General features: G+C 43.9%; 15 protein-coding genes, 6 tRNA genes, 1 pseudogene and 1 riboswitch. Of the genes and pseudogenes, 18 read left to right on the forward strand and 4 right to left on the reverse strand.

Annotation, left to right across the window (positions count from 1 at the left end; genetic code table 11):
* Window positions 1-15: 15 nt before the first annotated feature.
* Window positions 16-226: riboswitch (cobalamin riboswitch) on the reverse strand.
* Window positions 227-369: 143 nt separating this feature from the next.
* The 3 genes from FTU19_RS12475 to FTU19_RS12485 all read left to right on the forward strand — a co-directional run bounded on the left by FTU19_RS12475 (window position 370) and on the right by FTU19_RS12485 (window position 3593).
* Complete coding sequence (locus FTU19_RS12475) at window positions 370-1014, forward strand: phosphoribosylanthranilate isomerase (protein WP_180025150.1); 645 nt, start codon at window positions 370-372, stop codon at window positions 1012-1014.
* Window positions 995-2239, forward strand: a complete 1245-nt coding sequence (gene trpB, locus FTU19_RS12480) for a tryptophan synthase subunit beta (protein ID WP_175966713.1) — start codon at window positions 995-997, stop codon at window positions 2237-2239. Before FTU19_RS12475 ends, trpB begins: the two co-directional genes overlap by 20 nt.
* Before the next feature lie 361 nt (window positions 2240-2600).
* On the forward strand, window positions 2601-3593 hold the full coding sequence (locus FTU19_RS12485) for a DUF2804 domain-containing protein (protein WP_180011774.1): 993 nt from the start codon (window positions 2601-2603) through the stop codon (window positions 3591-3593).
* 66 nt (window positions 3594-3659) lie between these two features.
* On the opposite strand, the gene FTU19_RS12490 is transcribed toward FTU19_RS12485, so the two are convergent.
* Entirely contained in the window at window positions 3660-4538 is an 879-nt protein-coding gene (locus FTU19_RS12490) for a metal-dependent hydrolase (RefSeq protein ID WP_180025151.1), read from the reverse strand.
* Between the two features lie 140 nt (window positions 4539-4678).
* On the opposite strand from FTU19_RS12490, the gene FTU19_RS12495 reads away from it, so the two are divergent.
* Window positions 4679-5716 carry an AraC family transcriptional regulator gene (locus tag FTU19_RS12495; RefSeq protein ID WP_180025152.1) on the forward strand — a complete coding sequence of 346 codons (1038 nt, stop codon included), beginning with the start codon at window positions 4679-4681 and terminating at the stop codon, window positions 5714-5716.
* Window positions 5717-5756: 40 nt separating this feature from the next.
* Here the strand turns inward: FTU19_RS12495 and FTU19_RS12500 are convergent, their stop codons facing one another.
* Window positions 5757-7088, reverse strand: coding sequence for a Na+/H+ antiporter NhaC family protein (locus tag FTU19_RS12500; RefSeq protein WP_179993250.1), 1332 nt, complete (start codon window positions 7086-7088; stop codon window positions 5757-5759).
* Window positions 7089-7453: 365 nt separating this feature from the next.
* Between FTU19_RS12500 and trpA the strand changes: the two genes are divergently transcribed.
* Genes trpA through FTU19_RS12520 form a run of 4 tightly spaced genes read left to right on the forward strand, consistent with a single transcriptional unit; the run spans window position 7454 to window position 11469 of the window.
* Entirely contained in the window at window positions 7454-8254 is an 801-nt protein-coding gene (gene trpA, locus FTU19_RS12505; RefSeq protein WP_004782187.1) for a tryptophan synthase subunit alpha, read from the forward strand.
* Window position 8255: 1 nt separating this feature from the next.
* Window positions 8256-9152, forward strand: coding sequence for an acetyl-CoA carboxylase, carboxyltransferase subunit beta (accD, locus tag FTU19_RS12510; RefSeq protein ID WP_166139531.1), 897 nt, complete (start codon window positions 8256-8258; stop codon window positions 9150-9152).
* Window positions 9149-10432, forward strand: a complete 1284-nt coding sequence (gene folC, locus FTU19_RS12515; protein WP_180012591.1) for a bifunctional tetrahydrofolate synthase/dihydrofolate synthase — start codon at window positions 9149-9151, stop codon at window positions 10430-10432. The genes accD and folC overlap by 4 nt, the downstream gene beginning before the upstream one ends.
* A complete protein-coding gene (locus FTU19_RS12520) occupies window positions 10423-11469 on the forward strand; it encodes an SPOR domain-containing protein (RefSeq protein ID WP_373684505.1) in 1047 nt (348 codons plus the stop codon). Before folC ends, FTU19_RS12520 begins: the two co-directional genes overlap by 10 nt.
* A 5-nt stretch (window positions 11470-11474) precedes the next feature.
* Here the strand turns inward: FTU19_RS12520 and FTU19_RS12525 are convergent, their stop codons facing one another.
* The gene (locus tag FTU19_RS12525) at window positions 11475-12065 is read right to left on the reverse strand and encodes a dual specificity protein phosphatase family protein (RefSeq protein ID WP_179993247.1); all 591 of its coding nucleotides are present in this window, start codon (window positions 12063-12065) and stop codon (window positions 11475-11477) included.
* A 647-nt stretch (window positions 12066-12712) separates the two neighbouring features.
* Window positions 12713-13351, reverse strand: a pseudogene (locus tag FTU19_RS12530) (peroxiredoxin); the annotation flags it as partial.
* Between the two features lie 334 nt (window positions 13352-13685).
* On the opposite strand from FTU19_RS12530, the gene secA reads away from it, so the two are divergent.
* The 10 genes from secA (at window position 13686) to FTU19_RS12580 (ending at window position 20313) form a co-directional block, all read left to right on the forward strand.
* Complete coding sequence (gene secA / locus FTU19_RS12535) at window positions 13686-16412, forward strand: preprotein translocase subunit SecA (protein ID WP_159124163.1); 2727 nt, start codon at window positions 13686-13688, stop codon at window positions 16410-16412.
* Between the two features lie 153 nt (window positions 16413-16565).
* A complete protein-coding gene (locus FTU19_RS12540; protein ID WP_104426583.1) occupies window positions 16566-16919 on the forward strand; it encodes a hypothetical protein in 354 nt (117 codons plus the stop codon).
* 154 nt (window positions 16920-17073) lie between these two features.
* Window positions 17074-18294 (forward strand): bifunctional glutamate N-acetyltransferase/amino-acid acetyltransferase ArgJ, encoded by a 1221-nt coding sequence (gene argJ / locus FTU19_RS12545; RefSeq protein WP_179993244.1) that lies wholly within the window; start codon window positions 17074-17076, stop codon window positions 18292-18294.
* Window positions 18295-18446: 152 nt separating this feature from the next.
* Window positions 18447-19514, forward strand: a complete 1068-nt coding sequence (nadA, locus tag FTU19_RS12550) for a quinolinate synthase NadA (RefSeq protein ID WP_179993243.1) — start codon at window positions 18447-18449, stop codon at window positions 19512-19514.
* Window positions 19515-19668: 154 nt separating this feature from the next.
* Window positions 19669-19745, forward strand: a tRNA-Pro gene (locus FTU19_RS12555).
* 35 nt (window positions 19746-19780) lie between these two features.
* Window positions 19781-19857, forward strand: a tRNA-Arg gene (locus FTU19_RS12560).
* 36 nt (window positions 19858-19893) lie between these two features.
* Window positions 19894-19969: transfer RNA gene (locus FTU19_RS12565), tRNA-His, on the forward strand.
* 18 nt (window positions 19970-19987) lie between these two features.
* Window positions 19988-20064, forward strand: a tRNA-Pro gene (locus FTU19_RS12570).
* Between the two features lie 78 nt (window positions 20065-20142).
* Window positions 20143-20218, forward strand: a tRNA-His gene (locus FTU19_RS12575).
* Between the two features lie 18 nt (window positions 20219-20236).
* Window positions 20237-20313, forward strand: a tRNA-Pro gene (locus FTU19_RS12580).
* The last annotated feature ends 900 nt before the right edge of the window (window positions 20314-21213 follow it).

A 21213-nucleotide genomic window follows, 5' to 3' on the forward strand; every position in this document is an offset into this window, starting at 1 on the left:
TCCCCGTGAATGATTGAGTTAAAGAACACAACAAGCAGGTATCCGGACTTAAATGCAGTATTGAAACATACTTACTTATCCACCTTCCCACATATTGATGCAGTGGTGTAAATCCTGAGGATTTATAAAGACAAGCTTTTCATTTTTTACCGTTGCGGGGGCAGCGTTGGATTTGCACCAACTTCCCTAAAGCCTTAAGGCCTTGACTCGTTGCAAATTGTGGCAAGTATAAAGTCTGCTTATGACTTAAACAATCAAGATCAAGAATAATCCGTATGAACTTTACGCAAGATCGATGATTTGCATTACAATGATTCACCCCAATCTCATAGATTACTTGATATCTTGGTAAATCAGAGCCAACACTATATGCGAACCCGTGCCAAAATCTGTGGAATCACCCGAGTTGAAGATGTCCAAGCTGTTGCTGATGCCGGCTGTGATGCCATTGGATTCGTGTTCTATTCACCGAGCCCACGTAGCGTGACTCAGGCACAGGCTGAAGCGCTGGTCAAAGCAGTGCCAGCTTATATTCAAGTGGTTGGCTTATTTGTTAATAGTACGGCATATGAAATCCAGGATATTTTAAAAACTGTTCCGCTGGATATTCTACAGTTTCATGGTGATGAAAGCCCTGAACAATGTCAGGCCATTGCCCAGCAAGTTGGACGTCGCTGGTACAAAGCGATTCAGGTCAAACCTGATCTGGACGTAGTCGCTGAAATTCAACGTTATCAGGCAGCAGGAGCCAGCGCAGTACTGTTAGACGCTTGGCATCCTGATTTAAAAGGTGGCACCGGACACAGCTTTGACTGGAGCACCTTCCCTCAATTAGATATTCCCTTGATCCTGGCTGGGGGTTTAAACCCGGACAATATCGAGGAGGCAATTCACACCACACAGGCTTATGCTGTTGATGTTAGTGGTGGTGTCGAATCCGCAAAAGGTATAAAAGACCAACAACTCATAGAACGCTTTATGCAAGGAGTCCATCGTGGATCAGCAAAGTACTAATCACAACAAGCCCGTGATTGACTATACCCAATTCCCGGATGAGCGTGGACATTTCGGTATCCATGGCGGGCGTTTTGTGTCAGAAACTCTGATGGCGGCTTTACAAGATCTGGAAAAGCTTTATTTCCGCATGAAAGATGATAAACAGTTTCTGGCAGAATTCGACCGTGATCTAGCCTACTACGTAGGTCGTCCTAGTCCTTTATATCATGCTGAGCGATGGTCGAAAGAGTTGGGTGGTGCGCAAATTTACTTAAAGCGTGAAGATCTGAACCATACCGGCTCGCATAAAGTAAACAATACGATTGGTCAGGCTTTACTGGCTAAACTTTCAGGCAAAAAACGCATTATTGCGGAAACAGGTGCCGGTCAGCATGGTGTAGCAACTGCAACCATCGCAGCGCGTTTAGGTCTTGAATGTGTGGTGTTCATGGGTGCTGAAGACGTGAAACGTCAGGCGATGAACGTTTACCGTATGCGTCTGCTGGGTGCAACAGTTGTTCCTGTAGAAAGTGGCTCTAAAACATTAAAAGATGCCATGAACGAAGCGATGCGTGACTGGGTTACCAACGTTGACTCAACTTATTATGTGATTGGTACCGTGGCAGGTCCACACCCATATCCACAATTGGTTCGTGACTTCCAGTCCATTATTGGCCGTGAAGCACGCCGTCAGATTCAGGAACAGGCAGGTCGCCTTCCAGATGCATTGGTTGCTTGTGTCGGTGGTGGTTCAAATGCAATGGGTTTGTTCTATCCATTCCTGAACGATCAGGATGTGAAAATGTATGGTGTTGAAGCCGCAGGTTTAGGGATCGAAACTGGCAAGCACTCTGCACCACTGAATGCGGGTCACGTCGGTGTACTGCATGGTAACCGTACTTATCTGATGTCTGATAAAGAAGGCCAGATCATTGAAACGCATTCAATTTCTGCCGGTCTGGATTATCCGGGTGTAGGTCCGGAGCACAGCTTCCTGAAAGATATGGAACGCGTGAACTATGTACCGATCAATGATCAGGAAGCGTTACAAGGTTTCCGTGATCTAACCAAGATCGAAGGGATCATTCCTGCGCTTGAAAGCTCACATGCGATGGCTTATGTCACTAAACTTGCCCCAACCATGGACAAGGATCAAATCATTATTGCGACCGTTTCTGGTCGTGGTGATAAAGACTTGATGACTGTTGCCCGTATTGATGGCGTAGAAATGGTTGAGATGTAAAATTTTCTCCGATCCCTCTTTTTCAAAGAGGGGTGAAAACCCTCCTATCTAAAAGGAGAGTAAGGTGGATTAAAAAAATCGTATTGAAGCTATTCAGTACGATTTTTTTATTTTTATAGATAAGAAAATTTTTAAAGATGAAGAGGAAGGATCAATCTGGCTGGAAGTGGTATAAAAATTATACAAGTTCTGGATAAAACAGCAAAAAATCAGTTTCTCATTCAGAAAATTAAAATGGTTATTTTAAGCAGAATTGGCCGGAAGAGCTGACGAACGGTTTTAAAAAATTCTTTATCAAATCTCAATAATCGGCATAATAGCTTCAAGCAAAAATAGTTTTTGATTGAGATGGAATGTCTTAATGGATTTAATTCAGGAAAATGGACAACCACGTTACGGACGTTTCAAAGAAATTCCAAAAAGTATTGATTACAATGCGTACCAGTACAAAAATCCCTATGGTGATGTACTCAAGGGATGGCGTAAACAACTAAAATATAAAAAATTTAAATTCTGTAGTATTCAACACGAACATTATACAATTGGCCTTGCGATTGCGGATATCGCTTGGGCTGGGCACAGTTTTTTCTACATCTATAACCATAGTACCAACGAAGTGCAGGAATGGAATGCGATCAATTTCTTCTCGCGCAATACGGTGCTAGACGAACAGCCATTATTTAATCATAGTTATTTTCACAAATCTCCCTTTCAGATTGATATCCAGCATGCCAATGGGGTGCGTTATATCCATGTGACCAAATATGGTGAAATCAAGCTTAGTGCCCGAATTTTCTGTGCAGGTACAGACCCGCTGAGTATGTGCAGTCCGACCGGAATCAATGGCTGGACCTATACCCAGAAATTGACCACTTTGGGTTGTGAAGGTTATTTCGTAAATAAGCAGGGTGAAACCATCCAGTTTAATGAGCGCACCTTCGCTTCTCTGGATGATACCTGCGGCTTTTTGCGTCCTGAAACTGCCTGGTTCTGGCTATCTTGTAATTTCTGGGATACCAATCGTAACCGTATCGGGATCAATCTCGCTTCCGGCGTCAATGAAAGCTTTGGCAATGAAAACTGTTTGTGGGTAAATGGTAAAATTTATCCTGTGGCGGATGTGTTGTTTCAGCAGGAATCTGACGAACGCTGGAACATCCAGTCATTAGATGGCTGCTTGAACCTGAATGTACATACGGGCTGGCGCCGTTATGAAAATCTGAATCTGCGTCTGGTCGGCAGTCAGTTTAGCCAGTGGCAGGCAAAAGTATCAGGCACCATCCGGCAAGATGGTCAGGAGATTGTACTGGTCAATGAATATGGACTTTTAGAACAGCACTATGCCAAGTGGTAACTTATTTCTTGTAGGTTTTGGATTCATAAAAAAGCCTTCAATCTCGAAGGCTTTTGATTTCTAGGTTTAATCTTCTGCAGCTTGCCAGAAGGCTTCTCCTGCCTGAATCGGGTCACCGGTTTCTGCCAGCGTTTTTACCCAGACATCATATTGAGCAATCACTGGGTGCTGGGATGGATGGAAATCCTTTTTAAACCAGTCACGATACTGTTTACCCATACGAGTCAGAGTCCCTTTTTTACCAAAGAACCAAGGTAGGCCACGGATATTCATTTGCAAGCGTTGCAGTGGGCTAAAGCCATCATGTTTGAGCATGACATTGGCACGGTAAATGGTAAAACCAAACATCAGCAAAGTCGTGATGAGCAAGGTGTATTGACGCAGCCATTCTGGCGTTTTTGCCACATCTTTCATCACATCAAAAGCGACATCACGATGTTCCATTTCCTCAATCGCATGCCAGGCAAACATGGCACGGACAAAAGGATGGGCATTTCTTAAAGTATCTTTTTGTCCATAAAAAGTTTCAGCCATCAGCGCGGTCAGATGTTCTGCTGCTGCGGTGACTGCAATATTGTACTCAGGTGAACGGTTCTTCAGGTCATAGTTCATCATGTAGTTCAGACGCTGAATAAACTGATCAACCGGCATGCCTTGTTCCCGCATCATGTTATTCATCTTATCATGGGCAATGCCATGCTGGGCTTCTTGACGGATAAAATCCGCTACCCGTTTTTGTAGGTCTGGATCTTTGATCTGGTCGCGGAACAGACGCACACTCTGAATGAAATAACGTTCACCATCTGGAAAGGTCAGACTCAGTGCATCAAACATACGGGTCAGGAATGGATCGCCACCAAACCAGTAATGCGGAATTTCACTCAGCTTAAAATCAAGATTACTGCGTACCACAGGCTGTACGGAAGATTTTAAAGGTGCGTTCATCTGCTTTCATTCTTTTTCTGAAGATGCTGACAGTATGTTCAGAATTGCACAAATTGTTTTGACAGATATGGCCAATTTTTATACATTTTACGCCAGAGAAAAATAAAATATACATTCGCAGCGGAGACAGGGACGCGCTCATGCAGGACATCAAAATCTCCAATGGCTATATCCAGCTATGGGCCACCTATTTACGTAGCTTAAATATAGAACCTTTAACCGCAAAGTTTCTTGCAGATCTACGACCTCAGCTCATTGGACTGATTGATCAGCCTTTTGATGCACAAGTTCCGCTGGATTTTCTCAATAGCATCCTGTTAAGAACCCAAAAACAGCTAGCGTGTCCACAGTTAATTTTTGAAATTGTGCAGTGCATTCGGCCAGAACATTTTGGTGTGCTGGGCTATATGGTATCTAAAAGCAGCAGTATTCCTGAGATCATCGGCTATATCATGCGTTTTCAGCGACTGGTCATTGATGGGAGTGAATTTGTCCCATTGCAACTAAGACAGCATGCACAGAGTATTGAATTGTATTGGATCTATCAGGATGAGCGTTATAACCTGCTGAATGAGCTGACCATCGCAGCCATGGTGCAATTGGGACGTTTTATTTTGCAGGATCATCCTTTGCTCTTGCGTCGGGTGCGTTTTGCCCATGCTCCTGAAATTGCCCGAATTCATTATCAGAAATTCTATGCTGCGGAAGTGCAGTTTTCACAGCAGGATTATGGCTTCGAACTGGATATACAGGGACTGAACCTGAAATCGGAACAGGCCGATCCAATGCTATTACAGTTATTGATTCGTCAGGCTGAAGAAGCGATTGCAGCCAAACCGCCTGTGGAAAGTATTTTGAGCCAAGCCCAAAAAGTGGTTGCGGAGCATCTAAGAAGCAGACAGCAGGCCATTAAAATTGAACAGCTGGCCGAGCAACTGTTTGTATCGACCCGCACTTTGCAACGTCAATTAAATGAACAGGGTATTTCTTTTAAAAAACTGTTGGAACAGGAAAGGATCAAGCGCTGTGAAAGTTTATTGCATCAGCCCCTAAGCCTGACCGAGATCGCTCAGCAACTGGATTATTCTGACCAGTCGGCTTTGGCCCGTGCTTATAAGGCGGCAACAGGCAGGACTTTATTGCAATATAGAAAACAATTAAAACAGGATCAGGCATAAAAAAATGGCCGTCATTGGCCGCTTTATCTCATGACTTAATTTAAGCTGTTTTTAATTTAGGGTATCGGAAAGCAATTGCGATCACCGCAAATATTGCCAGAATCCAGCAATAATACACGCCCCCGATTAGCTCGACAGGAGAAAGTTTGGCAATTGAACAGGCCAGTAATAATTGTGCGCCATAAGGAATCAGGCCCTGTACCACACAGGAGAAAATATCCATCAGGGCGGCGGCACGTTTTGGATCAACCCCGTATTCTTTCGCCACTTCACGGGCCATATCACCAGCCAGAATAATCGCGACAGTGTTATTTGCCACAAACAGATTGGAAAATACGACCAAGAAACTGATCCCGATTTCACCGGCACGTTGACGGCCCACTTTAAATAAGCGAGTCAGCGCGTAGATGCGTTCGATCAGCCAGCGTAAACCACCTTCACGTTGCATGATCGCAGACAGGCCACCCAGGAACATGGATAACAATGCCACTTCAAACATGCCGACAAAGCCATCATAAATGGAAGTGTTCAGCTTGAGGATATTGAAATCTGGCGTAGCAAATAGCCCGAATAAACCCGATAACACGACACCGATGGTTAAAACCGCCAGAACATGCAGGCGGCTAAAAGCCAGTAAAAAGACCGCAATATAAGGCAGGACCAGGATCCAGTTAAAGTCCTTGTATTCTACTGGACTGGAACTGCCAGCATTGAAGATATAGATCAAAATCGTGACGATGGAAGCCGGCACAGCAATCCAGACATTGACGCTGAATTTGTCACGTAACTGAACTTTCTGGCTGCTGGTTGCGGCAATGGTGGTGTCGGAAATCATGGACAGGTTATCACCGAACATCGCTCCACCGACCACGGCGCCAATTGCATAAACTACCGGAATCTCGGTCACTTGTGCAAAGCCAAAGGCAATCGGTGCACAGGCGGCAATGGTTCCCATAGAGGTACCCATCGCCGTCGCAATAAATGCCGAGATCACAAAAAGCATTGGTAACACAAAGCTTGGAGGAATGACAGACAGGCCCATTTGTACGGTGGCATCAACACTGCCAATGGCACTGCTAACACTGGCAAAAGCACCGGCCAGCATAAACACCATGAACATCAGGATCAGGTTGGGATGGCTGGCACCTTTAAGAAATTCTTCAATACCCTGATTGAGTTTGCCACGATACACTAATGCAGCCAAGATAATCGCGGGCAGGGCAGCAACAGGCGCTTTAATCTGATAAAACGCAAATTCAGTTCCGATCAAAGAATGATAGATCCCGCTACCTAAAAAGATGGTTAAAAATACAATAAGCGGCAGCAGTGCAATGGCGCGTGCCTGCACTGTACCTTCAGAGTCAGTCTGCATAGGAGATAAAAAAATAAGAGAATGGGGCTAGTATAAAACAGGTTTTGCAATTTCAGAAAACTTTAAATGAATGCGCTAACATCTGCATTTTTATTAATTTTTCCATGATAAAAATAAGTTTATCTAAATATTCAACATTTTAGGGAATGCCAAAATTAGGCATCTTTGATCATTGAGAAAAAAATCAAAATAATCGTAAATAGATCCCTTCGGGTTGTTCTGAAATCCTCGCACAGGAAATGAAATGCCAGAGGTCGATGTTGCACACTGTTCAATGTACAAAAAATAGCGTTACAATGCGATGTCTTGTATTTCTACATAGTCAATGTCTCAAGTTTGAAACACCTTAAGGAAAGCTCAGCCCTATGTCACGTTTAGCCACACGATTTGGACAACTTAAATCTCAACAGCGTAAAGCTTTAGTTTCTTATGTTATGGCTGGTGACCCGCATCCAGAGGTAACCGTACCTTTGCTGCACCAGATGGTGGACGCTGGCGTCGACGTGATTGAACTGGGTCTTCCTTTCTCAGATCCAATGGCAGATGGTCCGGTGATTGCTCTGGCCGCTGAACGCGCGCTGGCCGGTGGCACTAATACCTTGGATGCCCTGCACATGGTGAAAGAATTTCGCTTGAAAGACCGCGAAACACCAGTGGTACTCATGGGTTATCTCAATCCGGTTGAAGTCATTGGCTATGAAAAGTTTGTGGCTTATGCCTATGAATGCGGTGTCGACGGCGTGCTTCTGGTCGATCTTCCTCCTGAAGAAGCTCAAGATTTGGGGCAGGTGCTGGAAAAATATGAAATGGATCAGATTTTCCTGTTGGCTCCGACCTCAACTGATGAGCGTATTCAGCATGTAGTGAAACAGGCCAGTGGCTTTATTTACTATGTGTCGTTGAAAGGTGTGACGGGTGCTGCGACATTGGATGTATCTGAAGCCGCTGCACGTATTCAGAAAATTAAGGCAGAGACAGATGTTCCTGTAGGCGTGGGTTTTGGTATCAGTGATGCTGCATCTGCGAAAGCGATGGGTGTTGCTGCCGATGCAGTTATTGTGGGAAGTGCGTTTGTAAAACAGTTTGCAACCCTCGCGCCAGAACAAGCCGTTATTGCGACGGTGAATAAAGTCAAGGAGCTTCGAGCAGCGCTCGATGAGTTATAGTATGAGTCAACAAGTGAAATCAGGCAAAATTCTGAGCCCATCGACCCCATGGACGGAGCGTATTGTTCCGGGCATTCATGTACCTGATGAGCAAACCACCCTAAAAGCGACATTCACAGAGCCAACCATTGAGTGCCCTGAATGTCATGCTTTGGTGACACGTACTGCAATGTCATTTAATGCTTATGTTTGTCCACAATGCGATGAACATCTGAAAATGAAAGCACGTGACCGTCTGAACTGGTTCTTTGATCAGGTACAGACTGAAATGGGTCAGGAATTTACGGCCAAAGATCCACTGAAATTTGTCGACAGCAAAGCTTATCCAGACCGTATGTCGGAAGCACAAAAGAAAACAGGTGAAACTGAAGCACTGATCGTAATGCAAGGTCTGCTGAAAGGCGTGCCAATGATTGCAACCGCATTTGAGTTTGACTTCATGGGCGGCTCTATGGGCACTGTAGTGGGTGACCGCTTTGTGCAGGCAGCGGAGCGTGCGATTGAAATGCATCAACCTCTGATCTGTTTTGCAGCATCTGGTGGCGCACGTATGCAGGAAGGTATGCTGTCTTTGATGCAAATGGCACGTACTTCAGCAGCGATTCAGCGTTTGAAAGAAGCAGGTCTGCCTTATGTGGTGGTATTGACCCACCCAGTTTATGGTGGTGTAACTGCGTCTTTAGCCATGCTGGGTGATGTGCATCTGGCTGAACCGAAAGCCATGATCGGCTTTGCGGGTAAACGTGTGATCGAACAAACTGTACGTGAAAAACTGGACGAACCGTTCCAGCGTGCTGAATATTTGCTTGATCATGGTGTAATCGATCAGATTGTTCACCGTCATGCATTACGTGATACAGTTTATCGTATTATCACGAAATTGATGAACCTGCCTTGAACACAGCACCATTAGCAACTGATTCACTTGATACATGGCTCGATTATTGGAGCCATGTTCACGTTACGGGGATTGATTTAGGCCTGGAACGTGTTATTCCTGTGGCTGAAAAGCTGGGCGTGATCAATCCGGAGGCTAAAGTCCTGACGGTTGCCGGAACCAATGGTAAAGGTTCAACGACCACGACTCTGGCTGCCATTCTCAATGCTCAGGGTTTTAAGGTCGGACTGTATCAGTCTCCTCATGTATATCGTTTTAATGAACGGGTGAAATTACGTGGGGTTGAAGTCGAAGACCAGTTGCTGATTGATGCTTTTGTTGAAGTCGATCGGGCACGTCGCGAATGCGATTTAAGCCTGTCATTCTTTGAAGCAACCACACTTGCTGCATTTGTGATTTTTAAACATGAACTGTGTAATGTGTGGGTGCTGGAAGTCGGATTGGGTGGCCGTCTGGATGTCGTGAATGTGGTTAATCCGGATGTTGCAGTCATCACCAATATCGGACTGGATCATACCGACTGGCTCGGTGATACCATTGAAAAAATTGCTTTTGAAAAAGCTGGTATTATCCGTCCGAATATTCCCGTGATATTTGGTGGTCAGCAAGATATTCCGCAAGCCATTCTGGATAAAGCTGCTGAATGCAATGCGCCGTTGTATGCTATCAACCGTGATTATTTCTATGAAGCCTTTGAAGATGGCAAAACCTGGGCTTTTGCATCGTCGGGTACGACTTTAAAATTGCCAACAGGTTCACTGGCGCTGGATAATATTTCGACAGCGGTTGCAGCGATCTTGCTGAGTGGTTTGGAAGTCAACCAGACAGCGATTGCGGAAGGAATTCAGGCAGCTAAATTGCCGGGACGTTTTGAAGTCCGAGAAATTCAGAATAAGACCGTAATTTTTGATGCCGGACATAACCCGCATGGGGTAGAGTTCCTGTTAAAACAATTACGCAATTATTTAAATTACAACAAGAAATATAAAGAAGTCATTTGTGTATTTTCCATGCTGGCAGATAAAGATATAAATTCTGTCGTCAAGTTGTTGAAAGACACTGTTCATTTGTGGAAAATTGCACCATTATCTGTGCCACGTGCGGCAGAGGTCACACTTTTGACTGATGCATTGCAAGGTGAATTGATAGAACAATTTGACAATGTAAAATTAGCTTTTAAATCAGCGCTGGATGAAACAGAGAATAATCAGCTGATTTTGGTATGTGGATCATTTCATACCTTAGAAGCGGTATGGGAGTATTTGGAAGAATGTCAATGAATAACAAACAACGCTGGATGGGTGGCGTTGTTTTACTAGGTGGTGGTGTTTTATTGGCAGCATTACTCCTGAAAGGCCAAAATGAAATTCATCAGGATCGTCAGCAAAACCCGGCACTGGCTGCAGAAGTAGAATCAAAAGATACAGTCAACAATTCATTAGGTTCTTTAACAGTCGATGTGGAAACAGAAAAACGTCTGCTGGAACAGCAGCGTCGTGACCGCGAAAAAGCAGTGGCTGAACAGGAAGCCCGTGCAGCTGAATTTTTAGCCATGCAACAGCAGGCTGAGGCAGATGCAGCACGTCGTGCGGCTGAAGAATATGCTGCTTTGAATGCCCATCGTATGGGACAGCAAAGTTCAGACAATATTCCACCTGAGCTGGCAGAAGATGAACAGACGAAGCAAAAACGTCTGGCTGAAGACAAGGCTGCTACACAAAAAAAGTTAGAACAGCAGAAACTTGAGCAGCAAAAAGCCCAAACTTCAGCTGATACTGCCAAGAAACAGGCAGAGCAGAAGGCTGCAGAAGAAAAACGTAAGCTAGAAGAGAAACGTAAAGCTGAAGAAGCGCATAAGGCAGCTGAAGCAAAACGTAAGGCCGAGGAAGAGCACAAAGCGGCTGAAAAGAAAAAAGAAGCTGAGCATAAAGCTGCTGAAGAAAAACGTAAGGCAGAAGAAAAACGTAAGGCAGAAGAAAAGCGCAAAGCTGAAGAGAAACATAAAGCAGAAGAGGCCAAGAAAAAGGCTGAAGCTGAAAAAGCCCGTAAACTTCTTGAAGGTGAAAGTGATAAACAGTGGATGGTGCAGGTGGCATTGGCTGCCAATGAAGCCAATGCTGATGCCATTGCGGCCAAACTGCGAGCCAAAGGCTACAAGGTCACCAAGAGCCAGACATCTAAAGGTGTGCGTATCATGGTCGGTCCATCTAAAGACCGTGAAACAGCAGATGCACTGCGTAAGAAAATCGCGTCTGATGCCAGCCTGAACATGAAATCAGCCTGGGTGAATGACTGGGTGCCGCTAGATAAGCGTTAATTCTCTTACTTAACCGAAGTTTCTGTAGATGGATTCGTGAGTTGCTCGCGAATCCATCTTACATTTTCAGGGATAAATAATTTTTCAATATTGCGCCAAATGGAATGAAAGCCATAACCGCCATGCTTCATTTCCCGTACTGCGTCTTCAATGCGCCAGTTCTGGAAAATAATCCGGTACATGGCCACACTGGCACCGGTACGGTCTGAACCATGATAACAGTGTAAAAGTATTTTTTCATTATTTTGCCGTGCCTGTTGAATCAACTGCATTACGTTCAGTAAATCCTCGCGATTCATAGCCCAGGTATGAATGGGAACATGTTTAAGCTTGAGGTCTTCATTTGACAAAATATCCGTATCTTTATCGCGTGAACGCAGGTTGATCACCACATTAATGGCATATCGTTTTAATAAGGGCGTCAGTTCATCGCTCGGCTGTTCACTCCGGTAAAGTTCATCGCTAATCTGATAAAAATTATGTTCTTCATGCAGTCCCTGTCCCCAGTGCATTGGGCGTTCCTGTTCAGGCAGCGCTGGAGTACAGCCAGATAAAACAAACGCGGAAACCAGAAGAAGTACATAATTATTTTTCATTGCGCGTTAAACCCTCTTTTTAATCATTCTCTTCAACAGCATATCGGCTTTTGCAAAAAAAAGCCTGTCCGAAGACAGGCTTGATGGGAAAAGTTCGAAAACCCGGCTCGTCGGTGGGTATCAAACTAAACATGAAAATGATGGTTGATGCATGATGATCTTCATTTTCATGGTGGAGAGTTTTTTCTAAATTTTCGGTGTCATGGTTAAAGAGCAGTAACTTTGCTTATCCGTATAACTTTAGCATAGCTGAGGTTCTTGAGCGAAAAAGTACCACCTTTTAGAGACTACGCGTTTCGCTTGTCTTACGAATAACTAAAGCAGTGCTTTCAAATTATCACTCGAAGCATAGCTTCTCGTCTTGCATTCAAGCAAAGCGGTGTTTTGGAAGCTACGCGCTGCGCTTGTCTTGTCACAAATTAAAGCAGTGCTTCAAATACTGCGCACTTCGTTTGCTTTGCGCAAAACTGAAAAGCAGTGCTTTCAGTTTTGTCACTCGAAGCATAGCTTCTCGTCTTGCGCAAGGGCAGTACAATGGAAACTGCGCGCTACGCTTGCCTTGCGCAAAATTAAAAAGGAGTCCTTTTAATTCCTTACCAGCCATAGCATAGCTATGGCTCTTGCGCTCGGGCGAAGCAGTGCTTCGCTTATCCTCGCTCAGGCTGTGGCGTAAGACGTAAATAAGGAGTTACTGCCTTATAACCTTTAGGGAAGCGTTGTTTAATTTCTTCCTCATCTTTTAATGAAGGCACAATCACTACATCATCGCCATGTTGCCAGTTTGCTGGAGTTGCAACTTTATGATTGTCGGTTAATTGCAGAGAGTCGACTACACGTAATACTTCATGGAAATTACGACCTGTTGATGCAGGGTAGGTAATAATCAGACGCACTTTCTTGTTTGGATCAATGATTACCAGAGAACGTACAGTTAGGGTTTCGCTGGCATTTGGGTGAATGAAACCATACAGCTCAGACACTTTTCGGTCCTGATCAGCAATGATCGGGAAGTTAACGGTGGTACCTTGAGTTTCATTGATATCTTTGATCCAGTCATGATGCGATTCAACATCATCAACAGAAAGCGCAATCGCTTTCACGCCACGTTTTGTAAACTCGTCTTTCAGTTTCGCGGTAAAGCCCAGTTCAGTGGTACATACAGGTGTGTAGTCTGCTGGATGTGAAAATAAAATGCCCCAACTATCGCCTAGAAAGTCATAAAAGTTAATTAAGCCTTCACTGGATTGCTGTTCAAAATTCGGTGCGGTATCGCCTAAACGTAAACTCGTTTTCTTGCCTCAATTGATCTTGTAATGTGTCGATGAGAATAAATATGAACCAATTTTTTTATGATTAAAAATAGTGTTTTTAGAATTTCTTATGAATAAACCGAATAAAGAAGTAGGCTGCCGATTCAGAATCAGACAAATCAGTCGTCTAATTAACTATATTGCATGGGTAAAATTTGCTACATTACTTTGCCTTAGGTCTCAGGGCTAGGACGAAGGATGAGTTTTTTTCATTGGTTTTCTGGCAAAACCCTTGTAGTTCAAATTTCTAGCACCATAATAACGACTAAGAACATATTTATTTGACAAGCAAGATTTAGAGAGTCTATTCATGTTGGCAAGTCTGATCGGAGGAATCTTCGGTACCAAAAATGAGCGCGAACTCAAACGCATGCGTAAAATCGTAGACAAGATTAATGCGCTCGAGCCGACGATATCAGCCCTAAGCGATGCAGACTTATCTGCAAAAACTGAAGAATTCAAACAACGATATAATAAGGGTGAAAGCCTAGATAAGTTACTTCCTGAAGCATTCGCAGTCTGTCGTGAAGCTGCAAAACGTGTTATGGGAATGCGTCACTACGACGTACAGTTGATTGGTGGTATTACCCTGCATGAAGGCAAGATTGCCGAGATGCGTACCGGTGAAGGTAAAACCCTGATGGGGACGCTGGCCTGTTATCTTAATGCATTGAGCGGGCAGGGTGTCCATGTCATCACGGTGAACGACTATCTGGCACAACGTGATGCCGAGTTAAACCGTCCATTGTTCGAATTCTTGGGTTTAAGCATTGGGATTATCTATTCCATGCAGAATCCGATAGAAAAATCTGAAGCCTATAAAGCAGACATCACTTACGGTACCAATAACGAATTCGGTTTCGACTATCTTCGTGACAACATGGTGTTCTCGCTGGCTGAGAAAAAACAGCGTGGTCTGACCTATGCCATTATCGATGAGGTCGATTCGATCCTGATCGATGAAGCACGTACACCACTGATTATCTCTGGTCAAAGTGAAGATTCTTCCCAGCTTTATGCAGCAATCAATAACATTCCGCCGAAATTAAAAGCACAGAAAGAAGAAAAAGTACCGGATGGCGGTCATTTCTGGATTGATGAAAAACAGCGTTCAGTAGAAATTACAGAAACCGGTTTTGAAACCATTGAAAGTGAATTGATTGCAATGGGCTTGCTGGCTGAAGGTGAAAGCCTGTATTCAGCTTCTAATCTGAATTTGCTGCATCATGTGACTGCTGCGATTCGTGCGCACTATCTGTATCAACGTAATGTGCATTACATCATCCATGAAGGTGAAGTGATCATCGTCGATGAAAATACCGGTCGTACCATGCCGGGCCGTCGCTGGTCTGAAGGTCTGCACCAGGCAGTTGAAGCAAAAGAAGGTCTGGAAATCCAGCCGGAAAACCAAACCCTTGCAACCACCACATTCCAGAACTATTTCCGTCTGTATAAAAAATTATCCGGTATGACCGGTACTGCAGATACTGAAGCTGCGGAAATGAAAGAAATTTACGGTCTGGATGTGGTAATCATTCCAACCCACCGTCCAATGATCCGTAATGACCAGAACGATTTGATCTACCTGAATCGTGAAGGTAAGTACAACGCGATTATTCAGGAAATTCAACGTGTTCACGAAGCTGGTGTTGCGCCAATCCTAATTGGTACGGCCACTATTGAAGCGTCGGAAATTCTTTCTGACAAGCTTAAAGAAGCTGGTATTGAACATGAAGTCCTGAATGCCAAACAGCATGAGCGTGAAGCAGATATTATTGCCCAAGCGGGTGCACCGCGTGCTGTAACGATTGCAACTAACATGGCCGGTCGTGGTACCGATATTTTGCTGGGTGGTAACTGGAAAGCGCTACTGGCCAAAATTGAAAACCCAACCCCTGAAGATGAAGCACGCCTGAAAGCAGAATGGGAAGCGAATCATGAAGCAGTTCTTGCTTCTGGTGGTTTGCATATTATCGGTTCTGAGCGTCATGAATCTCGCCGTATCGATAACCAGTTGCGTGGTCGTGCGGGCCGTCAGGGTGACCCGGGTGTATCGCGTTTCTACCTGTCTCTTGAAGATGACTTGATGCGTATCTTTGCGGGTGACCGTGTGGTTGCCATGATGCGTGCAATGGGCTTAAAAGAAGATGAAGCGATTGAACACAAAATGGTGTCACGCTCAATCGAAAATGCACAGCGTAAAGTAGAAGCACGTAACTTCGACATTCGTAAGAACCTGTTGAAATACGATGACGTGAATAACGAGCAGCGTAAAATTATCTATAGTCAGCGTGATGAGATTCTGGCTGAAAGTTCATTGCAGGATTATATCGAAGAGATGATCCGTGAAGTGATGCAGGGCATGATCGCCAACTATATTCCGCCTGAATCAATTCATGATCAGTGGGATATTGAAGGTCTGGAACTTGCACTACGTGAAGACTTATCGATTGATCTGCCAGTTGCACAATGGTTAGAGCAGGATCGTCGTTTAGATGAAGAAGCACTGGTTGAGCGAATTACTGAAGAAGTGGTAAATCGTTACCGTTCACGTCGTGAACAAATGGGTGCTGAATCTGCAGCATCACTTGAACGTCATTTCATGCTGAACTCTCTGGACCGTCACTGGAAAGAGCATCTGGCTGCGATGGATTACCTGCGTCAAGGGATTCATTTACGCGGTTATGCACAGAAAAACCCAGAGCAGGAATACAAAAAAGAAGCCTATAACCTGTTTGTAAACATGCTGGGCGTGATTAAATCTGACGTCATTACTGATCTGTCACGTATCCATGTGCCAACACCTGAAGAGCTGGCTGAAATGGAAGCACAGCAGCAGGCACAGGCTGAAGCGATGCGTTTGCAGTTATCTCATCAGGAATTTGATGGATTACTGGCTGAAGAAGATGAAATCACCACTGAACAAAATGCGCAGGCCAATCCGGTTGCACCAGTCTTTGAAGCACCGGCAAGCCGTAATGCACCTTGTCCATGTGGTTCAGGTCTGAAATACAAACAGTGTCATGGCAAGATCTAATTTCTGCTAAGTTTCTAAACTATAAAAAGATCAGGACCAAATGGTCCTGATCTTTTTATGTATATGGACTTTTCAGCTGATGAATACTGTTTGCACTGTACCGGATTAAATGGTATTTAATGGCAGATTGAACACCGCAAAGTGGAAGAAACAATGACAAAAGTATTAAAAACGATGATGGTTGCTGCTTTGGCAATCCCGACTTTAAGTTTTGCTGAAACAGCAACAACGACACCTGCTAAAGTTCAGCAGGCCATTGGTCCAACTACGGCTCAGGTTCAGACGGGTACAGATGGTCAGGTGACCATTGCAAGTCCGCGTACTGGCATTCGCTATACCTTTAATAATTCAAACCGTCCAATCGTTTTACAGACTGCAGCGATTGCAGCAGCCAATGCAGCGAATGCTGACCGTATTGTTGCTTCTAACCCTGCGCTTTCTGCGGCAAGTCAGCAACAGGCGAAACAGGCTTTATTGAGTGAATCAACCCAACTGGCTAAAAACTAAGTTTGAGCCAGTTTAATAAAACCAGTCACTATGACTGGTTTTTTATTGTGAAAAACCATAAGAAAAGTGAGTGTTCATCTGGCTTTGGCTCGATTTTTTAATAAAGATCAACTAAGCTGTATTTTTCTGAAACTTCAATATTGGACATTTAAAAATGGCAGTTGGTGACGTATCTATGCCACAGATGCATGTGGTAAAAGGGGTGAGAATTGGTTCGGCAGAAGCGTATGTACGCTATCAGAACCGACGTGACCTGGTGATATTTGAACTGGCTGAAGGCTCCAATGTTGCAGGTGTATTTACCCAGAATGCTTTTTGTGCTGCTCCTGTACATGTTTCTAAAGCACATCTGGCGGTAGGTAACCCACATTATTTAGTGATTAATACCGGAAATGCCAATGCGGGTACAGGTGCTACAGGTATGGCAAATGCTGAAGCCACTTGTGCCAAACTGGCTGAACTTGCAGGCGTGAAAGCTGAAGAAGTATTGCCATTTTCAACAGGGGTGATTGGCGAACAATTACCAATGGAACGTCTTCTGAATGGTTTGCAGCCTGCATTAGAGTCATTGCGTGATGATGCCTGGATCGATGCGGCAACCGGCATCATGACCACAGACACTACACCAAAAGGTGCATCTGAACAGTTCGAACTGGACGGCATTACTTATACCATGACCGGGATTTCCAAAGGTGCCGGCATGATTCGCCCAAATATGGCCACTATGCTAGGTTATGTGGCGACTGATGTGCCAATCAGCCGTGAACTGGTTCAACAGCTTTTATCTGAGACAGTGAATCAGTCATTCAACCGCATTACCATTGATGGGGATACCTCAACCAATGACTCTTGCATTTTTATTGCTACAGGTCAGGCCGGTGGAACAGAAATTTCATCAGTTGAAGATCCGCGTTATGCAGCTGTGCTTGAGGTATTAATGCGTACCATGAAACGTCTTGCGCAACTGATTGTGCGTGATGGTGAAGGTGCGACTAAGTTCATCACAGTTGCAGTAGAAGGTGGCGCCAATACTCAGGAATGCTGTGACGTGGCCTATAGTATCGCGCATTCTCCATTGGTGAAAACTGCGATCTTTGCTTCTGATCCAAACTGGGGGCGTATTCTGGCTGCAATCGGTTATGCAGGTGTGGCGAATTTAGACGTTGCAAAAATTCAGGTTTGGTTAGATGATGTACAAATCTGCAAGGATGGTGGTGCAGCAGCAGACTATACCGAAGAGGCAGGTGCACGTGTGATGGCACAAGCTGAAATGACGATTCGTGTTGATCTTGGACGTGGTGAAGCAAAAGATACAGTCTATACCTGTGACCTGTCCTATGATTATGTGAAGATCAATGCTGATTATCGTTCATAATTCAGATTGTTTCTAAAGCCTCCGTTGTGGGGCTTTTTTTATATCTTATGATTTTTAATGACTGGTCAAAAAAGTATTTTGCTAGAGATGACCGGGATGTAGGGTGAAAGGTTCGTTGAATAATGAACCATGAGGGTAGAGTAAGAGTTGTTATGAATGATGCGACCAAATTAATAGCCAATGAAGCCAAATCGATTGTGCAGGCGCATTTAGATCGTTTAGGAGAACCCAAAGAGCATCAGATCAGTGCACAGGCCAAACAGGAAAAATTTGCACAGATTCAAGCCGAATTGGAAAAGCAGAATGCAGTACTAGTTGCACATTATTATTGTGATCCTGAAATACAGGAACTGGCAGAACTGACTGGTGGCTGTGTGTCCGATTCATTGGAAATGGCGCGTTTTGGACGTGACCATCCCGCATCGACCTTGGTGGTAGCTGGGGTTAAGTTCATGGGTGAAACTTCAAAAATACTTTCACCAGAAAAAACCGTCCTGATGCCAACTCTTGAAGCGACCTGTTCACTGGATTTGGGTTGTCCGGTAGAAGAATTTACCAAATTCTGTGATGCGCATCCTGATCATACTGTAGTGGTGTATGCTAATACTTCGGCTGCGGTTAAAGCCCGCGCTGACTGGGTCGTGACTTCAAGTTGTGCAGTTGAGATTATTGAACACCTCGATAGTTTAGGTGAAAAAATTATCTGGGCACCGGATCAGCATCTAGGGCGTTATATCCAGAATAAAACCGGTGCTGACATGCTGCTTTGGGATGGCGCGTGTATCGTCCACGAAGAATTTCGTTCGCGCGGAATTGCTAATATGAAAGCCTTATATCCAGATGCGGCAGTGCTGGTCCATCCAGAATCACCGATGTCTGTGGTAGAAATTGCTGATGCAGTCGGAAGTACTTCTCAGTTAATCAAGGCAGCTCAAACCTTGCCACATCAGCGTTTGATCGTGGCAACAGATCGCGGTATTTTCTATAAAATGCAGCAGGCTGTGCCAGATAAGATTTTGATTGAAGCTCCAACCGCTGGAGAAGGAGCAACCTGTCGTTCATGTGCACACTGTCCTTGGATGGCCATGAACGAGCTAGATGGAATCTTGCATGTTCTACAACATCGTGATCAGGAGATTCATGTTGACCCCGCATTAGCTCAACGAGCCAAACTGCCTTTAGATCGTATGCTGGATTTTAGTGCCAGCTTGAAACGCTAAGATTTTGTATAAAAAATGTCTGAAATGCTTGATAAATAAACGCTTGAAGTGTTTTTTTGATTTTTTTTAAATATAGGTGTTGACGTCTTATGGCGTCACGCCTAGAATGCACACCGTACCAAGCGATAAGCTTGATACGAAAGCTGAGATGAATCGGAGCATAGCACAGCCTGGTAGTGCACCTGGTTTGGGACCAGGGGGTCGTAGGTTCGAATCCTACTGCTCCGACCAATTCTTCAAGGCGGATGGTGAAAATCATCAGTAAAGCGCTTGTAGCTCAGTTGGATAGAGCATCCGCCTTCTAAGCGGATGGTCACAGGTTCGAATCCTGTCAGGCGCGCCATTTTTGGTGGCTTGATATTTAAGAACCAAGGTAATGGTGGATGTAGCTCAGTTGGTAGAGCCCCGGATTGTGATTCCGGTTGTCGTGGGTTCGAATCCCATCATTCACCCCAACTCTTTGAGTTGAACATCGGAGCATAGCACAGCCTGGTAGTGCACCTGGTTTGGGACCAGGGGGTCGTAGGTTCGAATCCTACTGCTCCGACCATCTTCTTCATGGTGGTTAAGATAAATGATACCGCGTCAAGCGGTTTTTTTATGTCTAAATAATGAAGACACCGTAATGGTGGATGTAGCTCAGTTGGTAGAGCCCCGGATTGTGATTCCGGTTGTCGTGGGTTCGAATCCCATCATTCACCCCAACTCTTTGAGTTGAACATCGGAGCATAGCACAGCCTGGTAGTGCACCTGGTTTGGGACCAGGGGGTCGTAGGTTCGAATCCTACTGCTCCGACCATCGATAAAAATGATTAATTATATAAATACCGCATCAGGCGGTTTTTTTATGTCTGAAATTTAACTACGAATTAAATTTAGCAATCAAAATAAAAATAGATTAAAAACTGGTTATTTATTAAGTTCATTCTTCATTCTTCATTCTTCATTCTTCATTCTTCATTCTTCATTCTTCATTCTTCATTCTTCATTCTTCATTCTTCATTCTTCATTCTTCATTCTTCATTCTTCATTCTTCATTCCAGAATTATGTTTTTAATAAGTCGAGCTAAATGTACCTAGATCTTTTTATGGGTGAGTCGCATTTATTGGGAGGTCCATAGGGATTGTGAAAATAAGAAAAATATTTATTCGAGTGAGCTGGAAGAATATTTTAAGCAGGAGCGGCTATGGAAATAAAAAACTAAATTGCACTTTATTAAGCTGAAACGAAATAGTCCCTGTTTTTTAAATTAAAAAATGGAAATAGTAAAAAGATATCTAAAAAATAGGGTTTTTAGATTAAAGAATATGCATATATGACATTTTTGTAGAAATAATAATCAACTGAAGTATTTTCTTAAAAATAGGGGTTGCGCTTGTTTGGGATTGGTCTATAATGCACATCCATCGGCGGTGATGAAGATTAAAACTTCTGATAAAACAGTAACTTAGCATGAAATGGTTGAGTTAGGTTTTAGAAAGAAAGTTTAAAAATAATTTTCATTACTGGTTGACTTTCTAGAGATAGAGAGTAATATAGCCGACCTAGCTTGTTACTGACGAAGTAGTAAGAAGATCATTAAGAGATTATGAAGAACAACTTGTGTGGATTTTTACTGGTTGATTGATCGAAATTATTTTCATTGATTGAATGGTAGAAATTACTCGAAGTTTATTTGAGAAATATTTGTCAGAAAAT

This window comes from Acinetobacter sp. YH12072 (assembly GCF_013419565.1).
Classification (GTDB): Bacteria; Pseudomonadota; Gammaproteobacteria; order Pseudomonadales; family Moraxellaceae; genus Acinetobacter.

Coding starts and splice junctions, on each gene's coding strand:
- FTU19_RS12475 (WP_180025150.1), top strand. CDS start 370: ATGCGAACCCGTGCCAAAATCTGTGGAATCACCCGAGTTGAAGATGTC.
- FTU19_RS12485 (WP_180011774.1), top strand. CDS start 2,601: ATGGATTTAATTCAGGAAAATGGACAACCACGTTACGGACGTTTCAAA.
- FTU19_RS12490 (WP_180025151.1), bottom strand. CDS start 4,538: ATGAACGCACCTTTAAAATCTTCCGTACAGCCTGTGGTACGCAGTAAT.
- FTU19_RS12495 (WP_180025152.1), top strand. CDS start 4,679: ATGCAGGACATCAAAATCTCCAATGGCTATATCCAGCTATGGGCCACC.
- FTU19_RS12500 (WP_179993250.1), bottom strand. CDS start 7,088: ATGCAGACTGACTCTGAAGGTACAGTGCAGGCACGCGCCATTGCACTG.
- trpA (WP_004782187.1), top strand. CDS start 7,454: ATGTCACGTTTAGCCACACGATTTGGACAACTTAAATCTCAACAGCGT.
- accD (WP_166139531.1), top strand. CDS start 8,256: ATGAGTCAACAAGTGAAATCAGGCAAAATTCTGAGCCCATCGACCCCA.
- FTU19_RS12520 (WP_373684505.1), top strand. CDS start 10,423: ATGTCAATGAATAACAAACAACGCTGGATGGGTGGCGTTGTTTTACTA.
- FTU19_RS12525 (WP_179993247.1), bottom strand. CDS start 12,065: ATGAAAAATAATTATGTACTTCTTCTGGTTTCCGCGTTTGTTTTATCT.
- secA (WP_159124163.1), top strand. CDS start 13,686: ATGTTGGCAAGTCTGATCGGAGGAATCTTCGGTACCAAAAATGAGCGC.
- FTU19_RS12540 (WP_104426583.1), top strand. CDS start 16,566: ATGACAAAAGTATTAAAAACGATGATGGTTGCTGCTTTGGCAATCCCG.
- argJ (WP_179993244.1), top strand. CDS start 17,074: ATGGCAGTTGGTGACGTATCTATGCCACAGATGCATGTGGTAAAAGGG.
- nadA (WP_179993243.1), top strand. CDS start 18,447: ATGAATGATGCGACCAAATTAATAGCCAATGAAGCCAAATCGATTGTG.